Consider the following 16711-nt stretch of genomic DNA (forward strand, 5'->3'; position numbering starts at 1 on the left):
GCACGCCGCTTTTACATCACTGCGTCGACAGCTTCTTCGGCTTCGGCGGCGCCTGCACCTTGCTGTACTGAAACTCGGGCGTCGCCTTCAACGCTGCCTTCGTCGCGCCCGGCAGATAGAAGTTGCCCGAGCGAACGTCGAGTGCCGCAATAGGCACCGCTACATCATGCGACGCAACGCCGAGAAAGCCGCCCGCGGCGACAATCGCTGCGGAAAGAGAACCATCCGGCGCCACCACCAGATCGCGGATCGAACCGATCTTCTCATTCTGATCGTTGTACACGGCCTTGCCGAGAATGCTCTTCTTCACGCTCCAGCCGCTCAGCAGCGCATTTGATTGTTCGATAGTCACGCCGAGCGGTTGCGTGCCGGCAACTTGCGCCTGCGCGCCGAAACTCGCTGCGGCAACCGCAGCGGCTACCAGAAGTTTGCCCAAAGTCATTTCATTTACTCCGTTTTTTTAGAAGACTGACCGGCGCAGGATCGCGCCGAGAGAAGCGCTGCCAACTCATCATACCGGCTACGTCGCGCGGCTGCAGACACGGTGCCATTGGCATCACGCGCTGCGGCTTGCGCGCGACGGTAGAATTGCATCAGGCGACAACACGCCTTTCGCAAGATCCAGGGTGGTGAGTTTGACAAAGCTCGAGCAGGGTTTCATTTTGACGCGGCATTGGCGGGACACGCCCGCCGGCACCGAAGTCGATTTCTGGCTGGCAACCGACGGCGGGCCCCGTCACGTGCGTTTGCGCCATCAAACGTCCGTGGCATTCGTGCCTGCGGCACAACGCGAGCGCGTCGAATCCATCTTGCGCCGCGAGGCGCCTCTCGATCTGCGTCCGCTGGAACTGCGCGACTTCCATCACCGGCCGGTAATGGGACTTTACTGCCCGCAATATCGACAGTTGAGCGGCCAGGAAAAACGCTTGAAGCAAGGCGGCGTGGATGTCTATGAAGCCGACATCTTTCCGCCCGAGCGCTACATGATGGAGCGTTTCATCACTGCGCCAGTGTGGTTCGGCGGTGAACCGCAAAGCGACGGCACGCTTATCAATGGCGAATTGAAACCGGCGGCGGACTATCGTCCTTCATTGAAACTCGTGTCGCTCGATATTGAAACGAGTGTGCATGCCGAACTCTATTCGATTGCATTGGAAGGCTGCGGTCAGCGCCAGGTGTACATGCTCGGGCCGCCGAATGGCGATGCGAGCCAACTCGACTTCGACCTTGAATACTGCGAAACGCGCGCCCAGTTGCTTGAAAAGCTCAACACATGGATAGAGCGGCATGATCCCGATGCGATCATCGGATGGAATCTCGTGCAATTCGATTTGCGTGTGCTGCAGCAGCATGCCGAGCAATACCGCGTGCCTTTGAGACTCGGCCGAGGCGGCGCGGTGATGGAGTGGCGCGAACACGGCCTGAAGCAGAATCACTATTTTGCGGGCGCTGCGGGGCGCCTGATTATCGACGGCATCGAGGCGCTGCGTTCGGCCACCTGGAGCTTTCCGTCGTTCAGCCTCGAGCATGTGTCGCAAGCGGTACTGGGCGAAGGCAAATCCATCGACAATCCGTATCAGCGCATGGACGAGATCCAGCGCCGTTTCGACGAGGACAAGCCCGCGCTCGCCCGGTACAACCTGAAGGATTGCGAGCTCGTCACGCGCATCTTCGCGAAGACGGAACTGCTGCCGTTTCTGCTGGAGCGCGCCACCGTGACCGGACTGCCCGCGGATCGCAGCGGCGGCTCCGTCGCTGCGTTCACGCATTTGTATATGCCGCGAATGCATCGGCAAGGCTACGTCGCGCCCAATATCGGCGACGTGGCCGGCGCCGCGAGTCCCGGCGGTTTCGTGATGGACTCGCGCCCGGGCTTATACGATTCGGTGCTGGTGCTCGATTACAAAAGCCTGTATCCGTCGATCATTCGCACTTTTCTGATCGACCCTGTCGGGCTCGTCGAAGGCATGCTGAATCCCGGCGACGATCAGTCCGTACCCGGTTTTCTCGGCGCGCGTTTTTCACGCACGCGTCATTGTCTGCCGTCGATTGTCAGTCAGGTATGGCAAGGTCGCGAAACCGCGAAACGCGAGCAGAACAAGCCGCTCTCGCAGGCGCTGAAGATCATCATGAATGCGTTTTACGGCGTGCTCGGCTCGACCGGCTGCCGCTTTTTCGATCCGCGTCTTGCCTCGTCGATAACCATGCGCGGCCACGAAATCATGCACCGCACGCGCGAGCTGATTCAGGCCGAAGGTTATGAAGTCATTTACGGCGACACGGATTCGACCTTCGTCTGGCTGCGGCACGCGCACAACGAAGAAGAAGCGGGCCGCATCGGACGCGCGCTCGTCGAGCATATCAACGCGTGGTGGCGGCAGGATTTACAACAGCGCTTCGGACTCGACAGCGCACTCGAATTGCAATTCGAGCGGCATTACCGGCGCTTCTTCATGCCGACCATTCGCGGCGCGGAAGAAGGCAGCAAGAAACGTTATGCCGGTCTCACGGTATCGGCGGATGGCAGCGAAGAGATCGTCTATAAAGGACTCGAAACGGTTCGCACCGACTGGACTCCGCTCGCGCAGCAGTTTCAGCAGGAACTCTATAGACGCATCTTCACGCAGCAGCCGTATCAGGATTACGTGCGCGACTATGTGCGCGATACGCTCGCCGGCAAGCTGGACGATCAGCTCGTCTATCGCAAGCGTCTGCGCAGACCGCTCGGCGACTACGAACGCAACGTGCCGCCGCACGTGCGCGCCGCGCGCGTGGCCGACGAATTCAATCGCCGGCAAGGGCGTCCGCTGCAATATCAGAACGGCGGCTGGATCAGCTATGTGATGACGATTGCCGGCCCCGAGCCGCTCGAAACGCTGCGTTCCGCGATCGACTACGAACACTACCTCACGCGTCAATTGCAACCCGTTGCGGATGCAATCTTGCCGCTGTTGCGCGACGACTTTACACGGCTCACGTCCGGTCAAAAGCAGTTGTTCTGACGCCGCGCGACTCAGGGCTAACAGATCTTCTCAATCGCAACCATTATCTCGGCGCAGGGAAGCCGAGCGCGTCCGCCTTCGTGCGCAACTCGGCGAAACGGCCGCCTGGCGCACTCATGGCCGTGTTCGGCACGAGCTGGCTCTTGTCCAGTTGCGCAATGCCGCTCGCGCCCGCGCCCGCCGTCGACAAATTCGAGCATGCCGAGCCGAACGTGCCTTGTGCCACCGCGATGGCCGGTGCATCCGTGCGCGCGGGATCGGTAAAGTCGAGCGCGTACGCCATGTTGAATGTCGCCGAATCGCTTGCGCGCACACCGAGTGGATCGAGGCCGAAACGCCATGCGAGCAACTGGTGAATCGAACTCGGATCGAACGGATAGCGCGACACGTAATTGGCGCGCACACGCGGCCCGAACAGCATGCAGGGCACGCGAAAGCCGAGCCTTCCGTCGTTGCCGAGCGAAGCCTCCGCACTCGATACCGGCTTCACAGGCGGCGCCACATGCTCCATGAAGCCGCCCCACTCGTCATAGACGAGGATCATCAGCGTTCTGCTCCAGTTCGGGCTCGTGCGTAACGCGTCGTAGATCTGGCCGAGCAGCACCTGGCCGTTGCGCACGTCGGCATGCGGATGATCGTCGTTCGACGTACCCTGCGCTTCACCGCCAAAGCTCGGATCGACCATGCAGAACGAGGGCAAAGTACCTGCGGCTGCGTCGGAGAGAAAGTCGGAGAAGAGCTTTGAGCGGCCCACGTACCGCGTTCCGTAAAGCGCGGTGAACGGCACGTCGTGGAAGTAGTACGTCGACGAAATGTTCTTTGCGTCGAGACGGTCCCAGATGGTCGGCAACGACGAGGTGTCGAGCGTGTCGGACAAGCGGTCCGTTTGTCCGCTATGCAGATACACGCGGTTTGGATAAGTGTCCGCGAGAATGCCGCTCATGTAGTAGTCGCACACGGTGTACTGCGTGACTGCGCCGCGATAGAAGTCGAGATCCGCGGACTGGAAATAGCCGATGGGAAGCAGGTCGCCGCGCGTGAGGCTTGTACCGGCCGTGAGCAGGAAGCCGTTCATTGCGCCATTGGCGAGATGAACGCGTCCGGCATCGTATGAATGATTCGGGTCCGCGAACGAGCACGCCTGGAAGCCATACGCGGGGTTCGTGGCAAGCGCGAACGGCGTGTGTGTTTCGCCGAACACGTCCTTGAAGTTCCGACCGGTCTGGGCGGTTTCCGCATTCGGGACCCAGCCCAGCAGATGATCGAATGAACGGTTTTCCATCGTCACCAGCACGACATGGTCGATGCCCGAGGTAGCGGGATCGGGTAGTGCGGGACGCGGGAGATTCGCGCGGGCGGGCGGAATCGTGCCGACGGGCTGCGATCCGCCAGAGCCCGAGCCGCCATTGTTGCCGCCTCCACCGCCTCCTCCACAAGCCGACAATGCGATGGACCCTGCAAGCGCCGCGAGCACCTTGCGACGGCTCGGATCGGCGGGATCAGCCGGGGCGGCCAGGGTGGCCGGAGTGGCGAGTGTCGTGGGCTTGCTCGTCATGATCGTCTCCCTTATTAACTGCTTGCTGTTTTCGCGGAAGAATTCGCGACGCGGCTCCTGAAATACCGCGAGGCGATTTCGTGCAACAAGGGAGCAATTACTGTTCCGCGACAACAAAAAAGCCGGGCTGACGCATGCAGCTCATGCATGCAGCCCGGCTTTTCAAACGACAACAAACTCAATCCATTCGTCAGAAGCGGTGAATGATGCCCACGCCGAAAGCGAACTGATTGCCGGTCGTCGACGGCGCGGTGTTGTAGCCGTCACCAAGCGTCGCGGTGGCGTCGATGATCTGCCCAGCCCCGTTCGTGCCGAGCGTCTTCCCCTTCGCATGTTGATACGCTTCCAGCGCGTAAAGGCCAGTGCGTTTTGAAAGCGAGTAGTACTGTGACAGGTTGAACTGGTGATACTGCGCGCTGTCTTCAATACCGTTCGCGCGTGTCGCGCGCGTGTAGCTGTAGCCCGCGCCGAAATCCCACGCGACCATCGGCTTCCAGTGCAACACGAGACCGCCTGTATTGAAGATTGCCGTGTCGTGGAATTTCGATCCTGTGCCAGGAATGTACTGCACGTTCGTATAGGTCGCCGTGACGTCCCACGCGCTGTTAAACGTATAACCGCCGCCCACTGCGAAACGCTGCTGCGCCTGCGCGGTCTGATAGCCGTTCGTCACCGCGGATACGCCGATCTGCGAGCCGCCGTTCGTGGTCGTGGAATCCGCGCCCCATGTGCCGCCGCCGAGCGTCGAGTTGTTGATCCGCGAGAAGCCGACCGCGAGGCCGATCGGACCCAACGCATATTGCGCCGCAGTGGACCACGTCGAGCCGCGGTTCGTGCTGCCGGCCACGCCGCCGAGCGAATACGAACCGCTCACAGTCAGACCGTATAGTTTCGGCGACGTGTATTCGAGCGTGTTATTCGCGCGGTAAATCGTATCGAGACCGTCGACGTCGCCAGGATGCGCGCCATAGTAGCCGGTGAGCCAGGTCGTCGGACTATACGGCGAAAGCATCTGGTAGTACGACGCATATTGGCGGCCCGCCGTGAAAGTACCGTACGCGGGATTGGTAACGCCGACCCAGGCCTGGCGGCCGAACATCGCATTGCTGTATTGCTGCGCGCCCGTCCCCGAGTTAAAGCCTGATTCAAGCTGGAAAATAACCTTCGTGTTGCCGCCGAGATCTTCCCCGCCTTTAAGGCCAAAGCGGCTGCCGGCCCATACACCCGGCGTGAACTTGACAGCGGATTTCCCGCCGCTCGTCGAGCCCAGCGTGGACGTCTGATTGCTGGTGTAAGAAAGGCCGTTATCGACGATACCGTACAACGTCACGCTGCTTTGCGCGAAGGCCGGCACTGAGGCCGCCAGCGCCGCGCCGAATAGCGCGACGTCAATTCCCCTGAGACTTTTATTCATTCTCCAGATCTCCAATTGCTACGTCTTTGTTGAAATACTTTTTTGCGCTTTTCTTTCGAACCGGCGCTTCACCGTCAATGCAAGCGGCACGGTGAAGAAGATGTGAGACATAAAGCCGCCGATAATCACCGCGGGGTCGTAGTAGTTCGGGTGATTATCTGAAGCGATCATGATGGCCACGTGCATGACGATCCACGCGAGCACCGCATAGAAGAGTGCGACGAGCGTCGCTTCAATGCCGCGTCGGCGAAAGTATGGCCAGACGGCGGAGAACAGCACGCCCCATGCAATCGCGAACACGAAATGAATACCCGTGCCCACTACGTAGGCCCATATACCGATCGACTCCTGCACGCCCTTGCCGAATACGAGACCCGTTGCGTTGCGCGGAATGCCGGCGAGCGGCATCAGATGCTGCGCGCCGACCCAGATCAACGCCTCGTAAATCCAGATGATCACCGCGCCGAGCAATCCGCCCGCCACGCCCGCGCGAATCATTGCCTGACGATTGGGCCACGTCCACCGGGACGAAAGTTCTGTTCTTTTAAACTCGCTCGCGCTTGCACTCAACTTGCCGTCCATGTCTGCTCCCGGATAAACGCGCTGTAGATGTAGTAAGCGCGCTGTGTTCGCGTTCGATACAAGAACGGAGGCGCAAGCTGAACGCCGCAAGTTCTCGCCACTCACTGCAAAACAGATCTATGCGTCGGCAACCGGACTCGTAATGAAACGCAAGGCAAGCCGGTTCATCCCGATTGCCACGGCCGCGATAATGGCGGGAACCGCAAGCACCGAAAACACGACCTGGAAGCTGAATCCGAGCGACAGCAACGCGCCGCCCACGAGCGAACCGAGAATGCCGCCGAGCCGCCCAAAGCCGAGCATCCAGCTCACCCCTGTTGCGCGAGCCCGGGTCGGATAGCAACTCGGCGCGAGTGCGTTGAGCCCCGTCTGCGCGCCGCTCATGAAGAAGCCCGCACACGTGACGAGAACCGGCAACAGGCTCGACTTCAGCGTGCCCATGCCGAGCGCGAAGATAAACACGCCGCCAAGCAGATATGCCGCGCCAATCACTCCGTTGCGATCGAGACGGTCCATCGCGAAGCCCACCGCGACGGCGCCAATCGTGCCGCCCAACTGGAACATGCCGGTGATCGCAGCCGCGCGTTCGACGGGCAAGCCGGCGTCCTTGATCAGCGTCGGCAGCCAGCCGGTCAGCAGATAAATGATGAGAAGGCCCATGAAATACGTGAGCCACAGCATCAGCGTGCTGAGCGCGTAACCATCGGCGAATAACATGCGCACCGGCGCCTTTGCCGCAACCACGGGTTCGGGCGACGTGAAACGCACGTCCTTGTCGAACAGGTGGCCGCAGACGCGACCGAGCGTGGCCGCGATACGTTCGTTCGGCATCTTGCGCACCAGCATCAGGCGAGCGGACTCGGGCAAGAGCCACAACAAAAGCGGCACGCTCACGATCGGCAGGATGCCGCCGAACATGAACACCGAGCGCCAGCCGTAGTGCGGAATCAGCGAGGCCGCGACGAAGCCGCCCGCTCCCGAGCCGAAATTGAAGCCCGTAAACATGATGGTGAGCAGCAGCGAACGGCTGCGCGACGGCACATATTCGGAAAGCAGCGTCGTCGAATTCGGCATGGCCGCGCCGAGTCCGAGGCCAGTGAGAAAACGCAATACGACGAGTTGTACAGGCGTTTCGGCGAACGCGCAGATCAGGCTGAAAAAGCCGAAGCAGAATACAGAAGCGATCAATACCTTCTTGCGTCCGATGCGATCGGCAATCGGACCCGCGGCCAATGCGCCGACCGCGAGGCCGACCATCGCAGCGCTCATCACCGGACCAAACGCGGTACGGCTCACGCTCCAGTCATGCATGATGACGGGCGCGACGAAACCCATCACGGCCGTATCGAGGCCGTCCATCATGACGATCACAAAGCACAGAACGAGGACGAGCCATTGATAGGGCGACACCTTGCGCGCGTCGATAAACGCCTTGATGTCGACTGATTCTGCAGATTTCATGCTTGTCTCCGAAGAAAATAGTTTCCCGTCCCGGCTTTCGATGGAAGCCGGGTTTTGTTCTGGTATCCGAATTAAATGCGCCGGCAGGCGGCACGGTGTCCGGCGTTCTACACGGCTTCCGGCACCTTGCGCGTCTTCAGAAACGCTTCGAGCGTTTCGCCTCGCATGCTTGCGTACATGCCCAGATTGGTGATCTTCACGACGCGCGCGAATTTCTCCAGCACGAAGAAACACACGCCATAGCGAATCAGGCCGATCCAGTCGGCGTTATCGACGAGCGTGCGCTCCTCTGGTGTCAGACCTGCCGCGTCATAAGCCGCTTCGCGGTTCTCGAGCCACAGCGTGCGCGCCGCGGCTTCGCGCATTTGCCAGAAGAAGCGGTTCAGCCGCATGGCCTTCATGCTCTGGCGAATGTCGAACGGATAGGTGCCGGTCAGTTCTTCGACGCCGATCAATTGCGGATTCATTGCGCCACCTCGTCTTCGTAAATCGTGACGGCCATTGCCGTGCTGGTCGCCAGGTAATAGTTGCGATGTAGCTCGCGCACCGTTGGCCCGAGCGCGCCGCGCATCGCGAGCCACATGATCGTTTCGACGCTTTCCGCGCCGCCCAGGCGCACATAGTCGACATGCTTCATCGCGGCAAGACGCTCTGGCTCGTGAACGATCAGGTCCAGAAACTCCATGTCCCATTCGGTGTTGTTAAAGCCGCTGCGCTCGCCGTGCACCTGATGCGAGAGACCGCCCGTGCCGACCACCACGACGTCGAGGTCCGCTTCAAACGATTCGATCGCGCGGCGCAGTGCCTGTCCGAGCCGATAGCAGCGGTTCGCGGTCGGCAGCGGATACTGCAGCACGTTGACCTCGATCGGCACGAGCGCAAGCGGCCAGCCGCCCGCATGCGGCAACATCAGCGAGAGCGGCGAATTGCAGCCATGATCGAGCGGACGATCCTGGAAGATCGTGAGATCGAACTCGTCGTTGACGAGTTGTTCGGCAATGTGAATCGCGAGGTCGGGGTGGCCCGCTATATCCGGAAGCGGGCGCTTGCCCGCGCCCTCGTCCGCGAATTCGTGAGTGGCCGATACGCCCAGTGCGAAGGTCGGATAGCAGTCGAAGAAAAAGCTGTTCGCGTGGTCGTTGTAGAACATCACCATCGCGTCCGGCTTGCGCTCCGCGAGCCAGCTCGCCACAGGTTCATAGCCCTTGAAAAGCGGCGCCCATGCCGGATCGTTCTGCTTGCCCTTGTCGTACGCCATGCCGATAGTCGGCACATGCGAAGTGCCGATGCCGCCAATGATCCTTGCCATTTCGTTTGTCTTCCGTTACTTCGTGCTGCGCTATTGCCGTGTGCGAATCGGATAGGTTGCCGGGAACGCGAAAGAAGCGTTGGCAACCGTCTTGGGATACGAAGATAGGAATTGTGGGGGCTTTCGGGAAGTACGGGTAAACGCGCGAGATGAGCAGAATCGTCGCTATCAGTGCAATGCGAGAGCCCTTCCGTCTTCATGCAATGACTCGCGAGCCGCATGGTGCAGGGCCGATTTGGTATCCCAAATGGATTTGCGCTTACTTCGCAACCGTATTTCCGCCACGGCCGCCAATAAACAAAACAGATGGCCATAAAACCAACTCGCAAGACGCCTTCGAAGCGTGGTGCAACCCGGCTCGCGTGGCTATACTGGACGACGTCCAACGAGTAGACGACGATGAACGAAACCACTCAGCAGGCCATTGTTCAGACCTTACGCGAGAAAATCCTGGCAGGCGAACTGTCGCCCGGACAACGGCTCGTCGAAGCGCAACTCGCGCAATGGCTCGGCGTGTCGCGAACGCCGCTGCGTTATGCGCTGAGCGTCTTGTCATCCGAAGGACTGCTCGATCGCTCCGGCGCTCGCGGTTATGTGGTGCGCCGTTTCAGCGTGCGCGACGTGTTGAATGCGATCGACGTGCGCGGCGTGCTCGAGGGTCTCGCCGCGCGTTCGGTTGCCGAGGGCGGCGTGGGCGCGGCGCTCGCCGCCGCACTCGACGACTGCCTGCGCGAGGGCGACGAGATTTTCCGCAACGGCCAGCTAAAACCCGGCGACGACGTGCGTTATGCCGACATGAACGGGCGCTTTCACTCGCTCATCATCGAAGCCGCGCAAAACGCAGCGGTGAGCGCCGCGCTGAGCCTGAACGACAAGATTCCGTTCGTCTCGCCGTTCACCATCGCATTCGACGAAGCCGCGCGCGAGCGCCAGTTCATGATGCTGATTTACGCGCACCGCCAGCATCATGCGATCGCGGACGCGTTGAAGAAAGGCGAAGGCGCGCGCGTGGAGGCGTTGATGAAGGAACACACGCACATCTCAAAGGAAAGCCTCAATCTGTCGCTGCCGGCTTTGCATCTGATTGCGGGCGCGGCATGACGCAGAACGCAGCGCCTCGTCGCGTGAGGAACCAGGGCACCGCGCAAGGAACCACGCCTACGTCCGCAAGCGCCGCCATGCGCACTACGCCCGCAAATACCAAAGACCTGCTCAACCTCGCGCAACTACGCGCGTTTCGCCTCGTCGCCGACAGGGGCAGCGCCACGCGTGCGGCGGCTGCGCTGTTTCGCGCGCAATCGGCGGTCACGCGATCAGTGCAGGAACTCGAATCGGCGCTCGGCGAACCGCTCTTCGATCGTGGTCCTTCGGGCATGTTGCCCACGCCGGTCGGGCGCGCGGTCCTGCTTCGCTGCGAGCGGATTTTTGCGGAGCTCGAAGAACTCGCGCAATGGTGCGCCGCGCGCCAGACGCGTCGCCGGCCCGCTGCTGAGGGCGCGTTGCCCGCGTATTTGCTGAACACGCGGCGGCTGCAAATCTTCGTCGCGCTGGCACGGCATCGTCATATGCCGAGCGCCGCGAAGACGTTCGGCATCAGCCAGCCTGCCGTGAGTACCGCGATCCGCGTACTGGAAAGCGGCTCGAGTTTGAGCCTCTTTCATAGAAGCCCGCGCGGTATTCTGCTCACGACGGAAGGCGAAACTTTTCTGCTGCACGTGCGCCGCGCATTGAACGAACTGCGCCACGTACCCGACGATATCGCCGCATTGCGCGGCAATATCCAGGGCGCGGTGACCGTCGGCGCATTGCCGCTCGGACGCACGCTGATCCTGCCGAAAGCCATCGCGAAGATGAGCGCGGAAAATCCAGGCGTGCGTGTCGTCACCGACGAAAGCGCCTATGAAGCGTTAGTGGCGGGTCTGCGAGCGGGCGACATCGACTTCATTCTCGGCGCACTGCGCGAAAACGACGCGACCAGTGGCCTGCGGAACGAGCGCCTGATGTCGGAAGACATGGTGCTTCTCGTGCGCCGCGATCACCCGCTCACGCGCGCGCATGAGCCGCGTATCGCCGATCTGCGCGACGTGCAATGGATTCTGCCGCGCAGCCACGCGCCGGCTCGCGCGCTATTCGAAGCGCAATTCAAGCGGATGAAAATCAGGCCGCCGCTGCCCACCGTCGAAACGGCCGACCTCGCGGTGATTCGCGGCCTGCTGCTGGGCACCGACATGGTTGCGGCGCTGTCGGCGCAGCAGTTGCACTACGAAGTGCAAACGGGCCAGCTCGCGGTGCTCGACGTGCCGCTTCACAATACGCGCCGCGACATCGGTTTGACGTTGCGCGCGGCGGGCACGCCATCGCCGGCGGCTCGCGCGCTGATCGATGCGATTCGTTTGTCCGTGGTGGACGTTACGCGTACCGTCAGCGCCGCCACGACGAACTAGCGGCCGTTCAGTTTATAAAGAACCTCTTTGTTCCCACACCGAAGCAGGAATGCCGACCACGCCGTCGAACAACCAGCGCGCGGTGCGCAGCAACGCCGCGCTCAACACCACGGGACGATCGCGCTCGCCGCCGAGTGTCAGTTCGACAGTGAACTCGCCAGTCGGATGCTCGACGGACACCTGCTTGCGCGCGCCTTCCGCATCGACGTTTGCAAGGCCGTCGCAGACAGTTCCCGGCAACACAGCAGCGGTTGCCACGCTGACCGCGCCGAGCACGCCAATCGACGCATGGCAGCGGTGCGGAATAAAGCTGCGCGTGGAGATGGTGCCGCCATCGCGCGGTTCGGCGACGAGACACATCTTCGGCACAGTGCGCGTGCTGACATCGCCGAGGTTCATCATCGGGCCTACGGCCAGGCGGATTTTTTCGATGCGCGCCTTCAGTTCCTCGTCGGCATCCAGTTCCTCGCGCGTTTCGTAACCGCTGCGTTGCAGGTCGCGCGCGCGCATCAGCACAAGCGGCATGCCGTTGTCGATGCACGTCACCTCCACGCCTTCAACGGTGTCCTTCAATTGACCCGTCGGCAAAAGCGCGCCGCATGTCGAACCGGCCGTGTCCCTGAATTCGAGTGGAATCGGCGCGGCGCCGCCAGGCACGCCGTCGATGCGCGCGTCGCCTTCATACGTCACGCGACAATCCGGCGTGCTGACTGTGGCCACTGCAATCTGACCGGTGTTCACCATGTGAATGGCCACACGCGTGCTGCCGTCTTCCGCTTTGACGAGTCCGCGCTCGATCGCATACGGCCCGACGCCCGCGAGAATGTTGCCGCAATTCTGACCGAAATCGACGCGCGCTTCGTTGACGACAACTTGTGCGAACAGATAGTCGACGTCGGCGTCCTCGCGCGACGAGCGGGAAACGATCGCGACCTTGCTCGTCAGCGGATCGGCGCCGCCGATACCGTCGATCTGCCGCGGGTCGGGCGAACCCATCACGGCGAGCAGAACACGGTCGCGCTCGGTCGGATCGGCGGGCAGATCGGACGCCATGAAAAACGCGCCCTTCGACGTGCCGCCGCGAATCAACATGCAGGGAATGCGGGTCTGTGTGCGACCGGACATCGCGGGTCTCCAACGCTAATGTGGCTGTCATTGTAGATTTGGCGCGCGTCGATCAAGCACCTAAAGGGGCCTGAAAAGCCATCTAATCTGCTTATCGGTAAGGTTGGCATCACGCGTTTTTGCAGATCACAAAGCGCGTGTAAACGCGCTTTGTCTACGTAGCTGCAATGCGTTGGTGCAGCGCACTTGAAAGCCATGCTTTCTACAGACAAAAACCCTCGCCCCGCCCATGCCCGCGATTGCCCTTAAAAACGCCTTCTATTCGACCAATTGAAGTTCGCTCGCCCGGCGCACACTGTTTTCGTGCCAATCGCGCCAGGAGCCTCAGATGTCTTCCCGCCATCGCCCGAATCGTCCGGACCGCCCGGATCGCCCGTTCGACGAAAATCTGCCCGAGTTGACGGCAGCCGAAGCGAGCCCAGCGCCCGCTGGCGACACGGGCACCATGCACGACCTGCACCTCGCTTCGCAAAATGTGTTGCGCCTCGCGACGCAGACGTACAATGCAGCGGCGCGGGGAGATGAAAGAGCGGCGCACGCAGCGCGTGCTTCGCTGGAAAAGCAGCTTGGATTGGCCACGCATCTGATCGACGAGATTCTTTCCGCCGGCGACGACCAACCCACGATGCACTGACCGGCTGGCAACACAGTACAGCCAACGATAACGACAGCACTTCTATAACGTTCGAGACACGAAATGAGCGCTTTGACGGTAATTCTCTGCATTTGGGCGATGGTTGCGGTGTGCGCGGTGCTGTTCATCCGAGGCGCGACGGCGCGAATCGAGCGCCCCACGAAATCGACGCAAAGCCGTCCGGCGCGCTTTTCAATCGCGGAATAGGTGTTCTGGCGCGGGTCGCATCAACCGATGACGCGATTGCGTCGGACCTGCGCAAACGACACTGCAACCGCGCCTTTCGCCGACACGCGCTGCGCGTCGAAGTCCGTGGCGTTTAACGCAGAGCGGCTCAATGCGCCGTAAAGATTCGATCGACGGGCGCCGAGCCATTCGCGCCCAGGGCTAACCCCTATCAGCCTCGTGTCGAGTTCGGCATAGACGAGGCCGCCTGTCGTTTCGCCGCTCGACATGTCCGCCAATATGCGGCCGAACGGATCGACGATCATCGCTGCGCCGGCCCGTTTCGGCTGCCCGGCGATATCGGCGCCATCGCTGAACACGACAAACATTCCGTTATCGACGGCTCGCGCAGGCAGCCAGCGGCATAGCCATTTTTCGGCACTGCATGCGGCTTCGCAACGCGCCGCATTCCCGCTCGACGCGCCGTTAAGCGCCTGCTCCATCGACATCGGCTGCATCCACTCGCTCCCATCCCCGCTCACACCATACGTTCGATGCGGCGCGATCAGCAGCGTCGCGCCCATCAGCGCCGCCATGCGCACGTTCTCGACCACATAGTTATCGGCGCCGATCAGGATACCGATGCGAATGCCCGCTGACACATCGAACACGGTGAAGCGATCGCCGCTGCCAATTCGCGGATGCTCGAACGCATGCAGCTTTCTGTGGCAATAGCGCACGCCGCCCGGCAGACACACCAGATAGCTGTTGAACAACTGCCCATCCGTCGCGCGTTCGATAAGTCCCACACCAGCCGCGACGCCAGTGCGCTCGACGGCATCCATGACCGCGCGCACGGAAGGACTATCCAATGGTTCAGCAAGCGCATTCAGTTCGGCACGGTTCAGCTTCGCCATGCTCGCGTATCCGCTGATACAAGCCTCGGGAAAGACCACGAGGTCGATGTTGTGCGACGCGGCAAGCGTCAACCAGTCCGCGATACGCGCGACATTTTGCGCGGCTTGCCCGCGGCACGACACAAGCGGCACCGATGCAACACGAAACGACGAAGCGAACGAAGACAGCATTTTCACGGCCCGGTGAAGTAAGAACAGCACCATTGGACCCCGCTACCATCCATGCGTAAAATGAAAGTTTCGGCGCATTCGATTACTTTCAAGAATGGAACTCAAACTACTGCGGGCATTTCTCACCGTCACCGAGTTGCGCCATTTCGGCCAGGCAGCGGACGTTTTATGCGTGAGTCAACCCGCTCTTAGCAAGCAGATCGCGGCACTCGAGGCGAGCCTCGGTGCGCGTCTTTTCGAGCGTGGCCGGCATGGGGCGGAACTCACTACTTTTGGCGCTGGCTTTCTCGCCGATGCAGAAGCGCTAGTTCGCGATGCCGACGAAATCCTCGCGCGGGCACGCGAGGCGAGCAGCGGCGCGCGCGGTTTTCTGCGCGTGGGTCTCGGGCTCTCCACGCTGACCGAAGTCCCGCAACTGGTCGCCGACTTTCGCAAGCGCTATCCCAACGTCAGCGTGACGCTCAACGACCTGTCGTCGGCGGAGCAAACGCGGCGGCTTCTTTCCGGCAAGCTCGAAGTGGGCTTTCTGCGCTTGCCGGCCGATAGCGGCGTCTCCTCATTCGCGATGCTCGACGAGGCACTCGGGCTGGCTATTCCGCAGCATGCACGCTGGAAGCGCCTTCCTTCGGACCTGAACGAACTGAACGAGCCGGGCTTCATTGCACTCGCGCGCGGACGGGGTCCGGGCCTCGCCGCGCAGATCGACCAGTGGTGTGCTGCGCATCGTTTCGTGCCCAATGTGATCCAGCAGACCGACGACATTCAGACCGTGCTCGCCGGCGTGGCCGCAGGCGTCGGCGCCGCGTTTCTGCCGTCCCGCGTGCAGTATTTGTTGCGCGACGCGAGAGTGCTGCCGTTGCGCGGACCCGGCGCCAGTTGGCGCATCGGTCTCGCATGGCAAACCGCGCGCGACGATGCGGTCGTGAAATGCTTCGTCGAGTTTGTGAAGGCGGCGCGGAAAGCGAAGCGAAGCCGGAGCTAACGAAACGAATCGTGACGCTCTTGTATCCACAGCCGCGGCTTGACACGTATATGCCTCACGGAGTATATAAACGACATGGACTCAACTTTCGCCATCATTGCCGAGCCGAGCCGCCGCGCCATTCTCAGTCTGCTTGCAGCTTCGGAGCAGTCCGTGGGCGATATCGAAGAGCAGCTCAACCTTTCGCAGCCCTCTGTTTCGAAGCATTTGCGCGTGCTTCGTGACGCCGGCTTCGTCGAGTCTCGCGTCGACGCGCAACGGCGCGTCTATCGCATCAAACCGGAGCCGCTCATGGAGATCGACGCGTGGCTCGCTCCGTTCCGCCGTTTCTGGTCGGTTCATCTCGACGCGCTCGAGCGTCATCTCGATCAGACGCATCCCGCACCACGTCGCAAGGAGAAGAAGCGATGAGCAATCGCGATTCATACAGGCCCGGCCCCGCCGCCGGCGCGGAAGTTCAGAAAGACGGAGACCGGTGGACGCTCGTCCTCGTGCGCGAACTGCGTCATTCGCCGGAGAAAGTCTGGCAAGCGCTGACGGACCCGACGAGCCTGCGCGAATGGGCGCCGTTCGATGCGGACCACAGCCTTGCATCGGTCGGTCCGGTCAAGCTTTCGACAGTGGGCACGCCCACGCCGCAAGTGTCGGAGACGCAAGTCACGCGCGCCGACGCGCCGAATCTGCTCGAGTACCGCTGGGGCGAAAACGATCTTCGCTGGCAACTCGAATCGCTAGGCGACGGCACGCGTTTGACGTTGTGGCACAACATCGACCGCAAGTTCATCTCGATGGGCGCAGCCGGCTGGCACATATGCCTCGACGTGCTCGACCATTTCCTCGCGGGCGATCCGCTGGGACGTATCGTCGCCGGCGATGCGATGAATTTCGAATGGCCGCGTCTGAATACCGAATACGCGAAGCAATTCGGCCTCTGAACCGAACAAGCTCGG

The 16711-nt window shown here is 61.5% G+C and carries 16 protein-coding genes; 7 read left to right on the forward strand and 9 right to left on the reverse strand.

Annotated elements, in window-relative coordinates; genetic code table 11:
- Positions 1-16: 16 nt before the first annotated feature.
- A complete protein-coding gene (locus tag CUJ91_RS26915; protein ID WP_006049856.1) occupies positions 17-442 on the reverse strand; it encodes a PRC-barrel domain-containing protein in 426 nt (141 codons plus the stop codon).
- 193 nt (positions 443-635) lie between these two features.
- Here CUJ91_RS26915 and CUJ91_RS26920 point away from each other — a divergent pair, with 193 nt between their 5' ends.
- Positions 636-3002, forward strand: coding sequence for a DNA polymerase II (locus CUJ91_RS26920; protein ID WP_114158077.1), 2367 nt, complete (start codon positions 636-638; stop codon positions 3000-3002).
- A 43-nt stretch (positions 3003-3045) separates the two neighbouring features.
- Here the strand turns inward: CUJ91_RS26920 and CUJ91_RS26925 are convergent, their stop codons facing one another.
- The 6 genes from CUJ91_RS26925 to CUJ91_RS26950 form a co-directional block, all read right to left on the reverse strand.
- Complete coding sequence (locus tag CUJ91_RS26925; RefSeq protein WP_114157582.1) at positions 3046-4557, reverse strand: alkaline phosphatase family protein; 1512 nt, start codon at positions 4555-4557, stop codon at positions 3046-3048.
- Positions 4558-4747: 190 nt separating this feature from the next.
- Complete coding sequence (locus tag CUJ91_RS26930) at positions 4748-5971, reverse strand: porin (RefSeq protein ID WP_114157583.1); 1224 nt, start codon at positions 5969-5971, stop codon at positions 4748-4750.
- An 18-nt stretch (positions 5972-5989) separates the two neighbouring features.
- A complete protein-coding gene (locus tag CUJ91_RS26935; RefSeq protein ID WP_341868928.1) occupies positions 5990-6553 on the reverse strand; it encodes a hypothetical protein in 564 nt (187 codons plus the stop codon).
- A gap of 117 nt (positions 6554-6670) precedes the next feature.
- Complete coding sequence (locus CUJ91_RS26940) at positions 6671-8014, reverse strand: MFS transporter (protein WP_107709482.1); 1344 nt, start codon at positions 8012-8014, stop codon at positions 6671-6673.
- Positions 8015-8121: 107 nt separating this feature from the next.
- Complete coding sequence (locus tag CUJ91_RS26945) at positions 8122-8481, reverse strand: protocatechuate 3,4-dioxygenase (protein WP_029970194.1); 360 nt, start codon at positions 8479-8481, stop codon at positions 8122-8124.
- Positions 8478-9323: a gallate dioxygenase gene (locus CUJ91_RS26950; RefSeq protein ID WP_114157584.1), complete on the reverse strand. Its 846-nt coding sequence runs from the start codon at positions 9321-9323 to the stop codon at positions 8478-8480. Before CUJ91_RS26950 ends, CUJ91_RS26945 begins: the two co-directional genes overlap by 4 nt.
- A 399-nt stretch (positions 9324-9722) precedes the next feature.
- Between CUJ91_RS26950 and CUJ91_RS26955 the strand changes: the two genes are divergently transcribed.
- Both CUJ91_RS26955 and CUJ91_RS26960 read left to right on the forward strand, forming a co-directional pair.
- Positions 9723-10424 (forward strand): GntR family transcriptional regulator, encoded by a 702-nt coding sequence (locus tag CUJ91_RS26955; RefSeq protein WP_114157585.1) that lies wholly within the window; start codon positions 9723-9725, stop codon positions 10422-10424.
- Between the two features lie 77 nt (positions 10425-10501).
- Positions 10502-11767 (forward strand): LysR family transcriptional regulator, encoded by a 1266-nt coding sequence (locus CUJ91_RS26960; protein ID WP_114158079.1) that lies wholly within the window; start codon positions 10502-10504, stop codon positions 11765-11767.
- 12 nt (positions 11768-11779) lie between these two features.
- Here the strand turns inward: CUJ91_RS26960 and CUJ91_RS26965 are convergent, their stop codons facing one another.
- Positions 11780-12892, reverse strand: coding sequence for a 4-oxalomesaconate tautomerase (locus CUJ91_RS26965; protein ID WP_029970190.1), 1113 nt, complete (start codon positions 12890-12892; stop codon positions 11780-11782).
- A gap of 328 nt (positions 12893-13220) precedes the next feature.
- On the opposite strand from CUJ91_RS26965, the gene CUJ91_RS26970 reads away from it, so the two are divergent.
- Positions 13221-13526 (forward strand): hypothetical protein, encoded by a 306-nt coding sequence (locus tag CUJ91_RS26970; protein ID WP_029970189.1) that lies wholly within the window; start codon positions 13221-13223, stop codon positions 13524-13526.
- 227 nt (positions 13527-13753) lie between these two features.
- Here CUJ91_RS26970 and CUJ91_RS26975 read toward each other — a convergent pair whose 3' ends face one another.
- Complete coding sequence (locus CUJ91_RS26975; protein WP_167450675.1) at positions 13754-14779, reverse strand: nitrilase-related carbon-nitrogen hydrolase; 1026 nt, start codon at positions 14777-14779, stop codon at positions 13754-13756.
- Positions 14780-14873: 94 nt separating this feature from the next.
- Between CUJ91_RS26975 and CUJ91_RS26980 the strand changes: the two genes are divergently transcribed.
- From CUJ91_RS26980 to CUJ91_RS26990, 3 genes are all read left to right on the forward strand, one after another.
- Positions 14874-15761: a LysR family transcriptional regulator gene (locus CUJ91_RS26980; RefSeq protein WP_114157587.1), complete on the forward strand. Its 888-nt coding sequence runs from the start codon at positions 14874-14876 to the stop codon at positions 15759-15761.
- A gap of 75 nt (positions 15762-15836) precedes the next feature.
- Entirely contained in the window at positions 15837-16172 is a 336-nt protein-coding gene (locus CUJ91_RS26985) for an ArsR/SmtB family transcription factor (RefSeq protein WP_006049871.1), read from the forward strand.
- Entirely contained in the window at positions 16169-16696 is a 528-nt protein-coding gene (locus CUJ91_RS26990) for an SRPBCC family protein (protein ID WP_029970182.1), read from the forward strand. The genes CUJ91_RS26985 and CUJ91_RS26990 overlap by 4 nt, the downstream gene beginning before the upstream one ends.
- The last annotated feature ends 15 nt before the right edge of the window (positions 16697-16711 follow it).

Origin of the sequence: Paraburkholderia graminis, from assembly GCF_003330785.1 — a bacterium.
GTDB classification, from domain to species: Bacteria; Pseudomonadota; Gammaproteobacteria; order Burkholderiales; family Burkholderiaceae; genus Paraburkholderia; species Paraburkholderia graminis.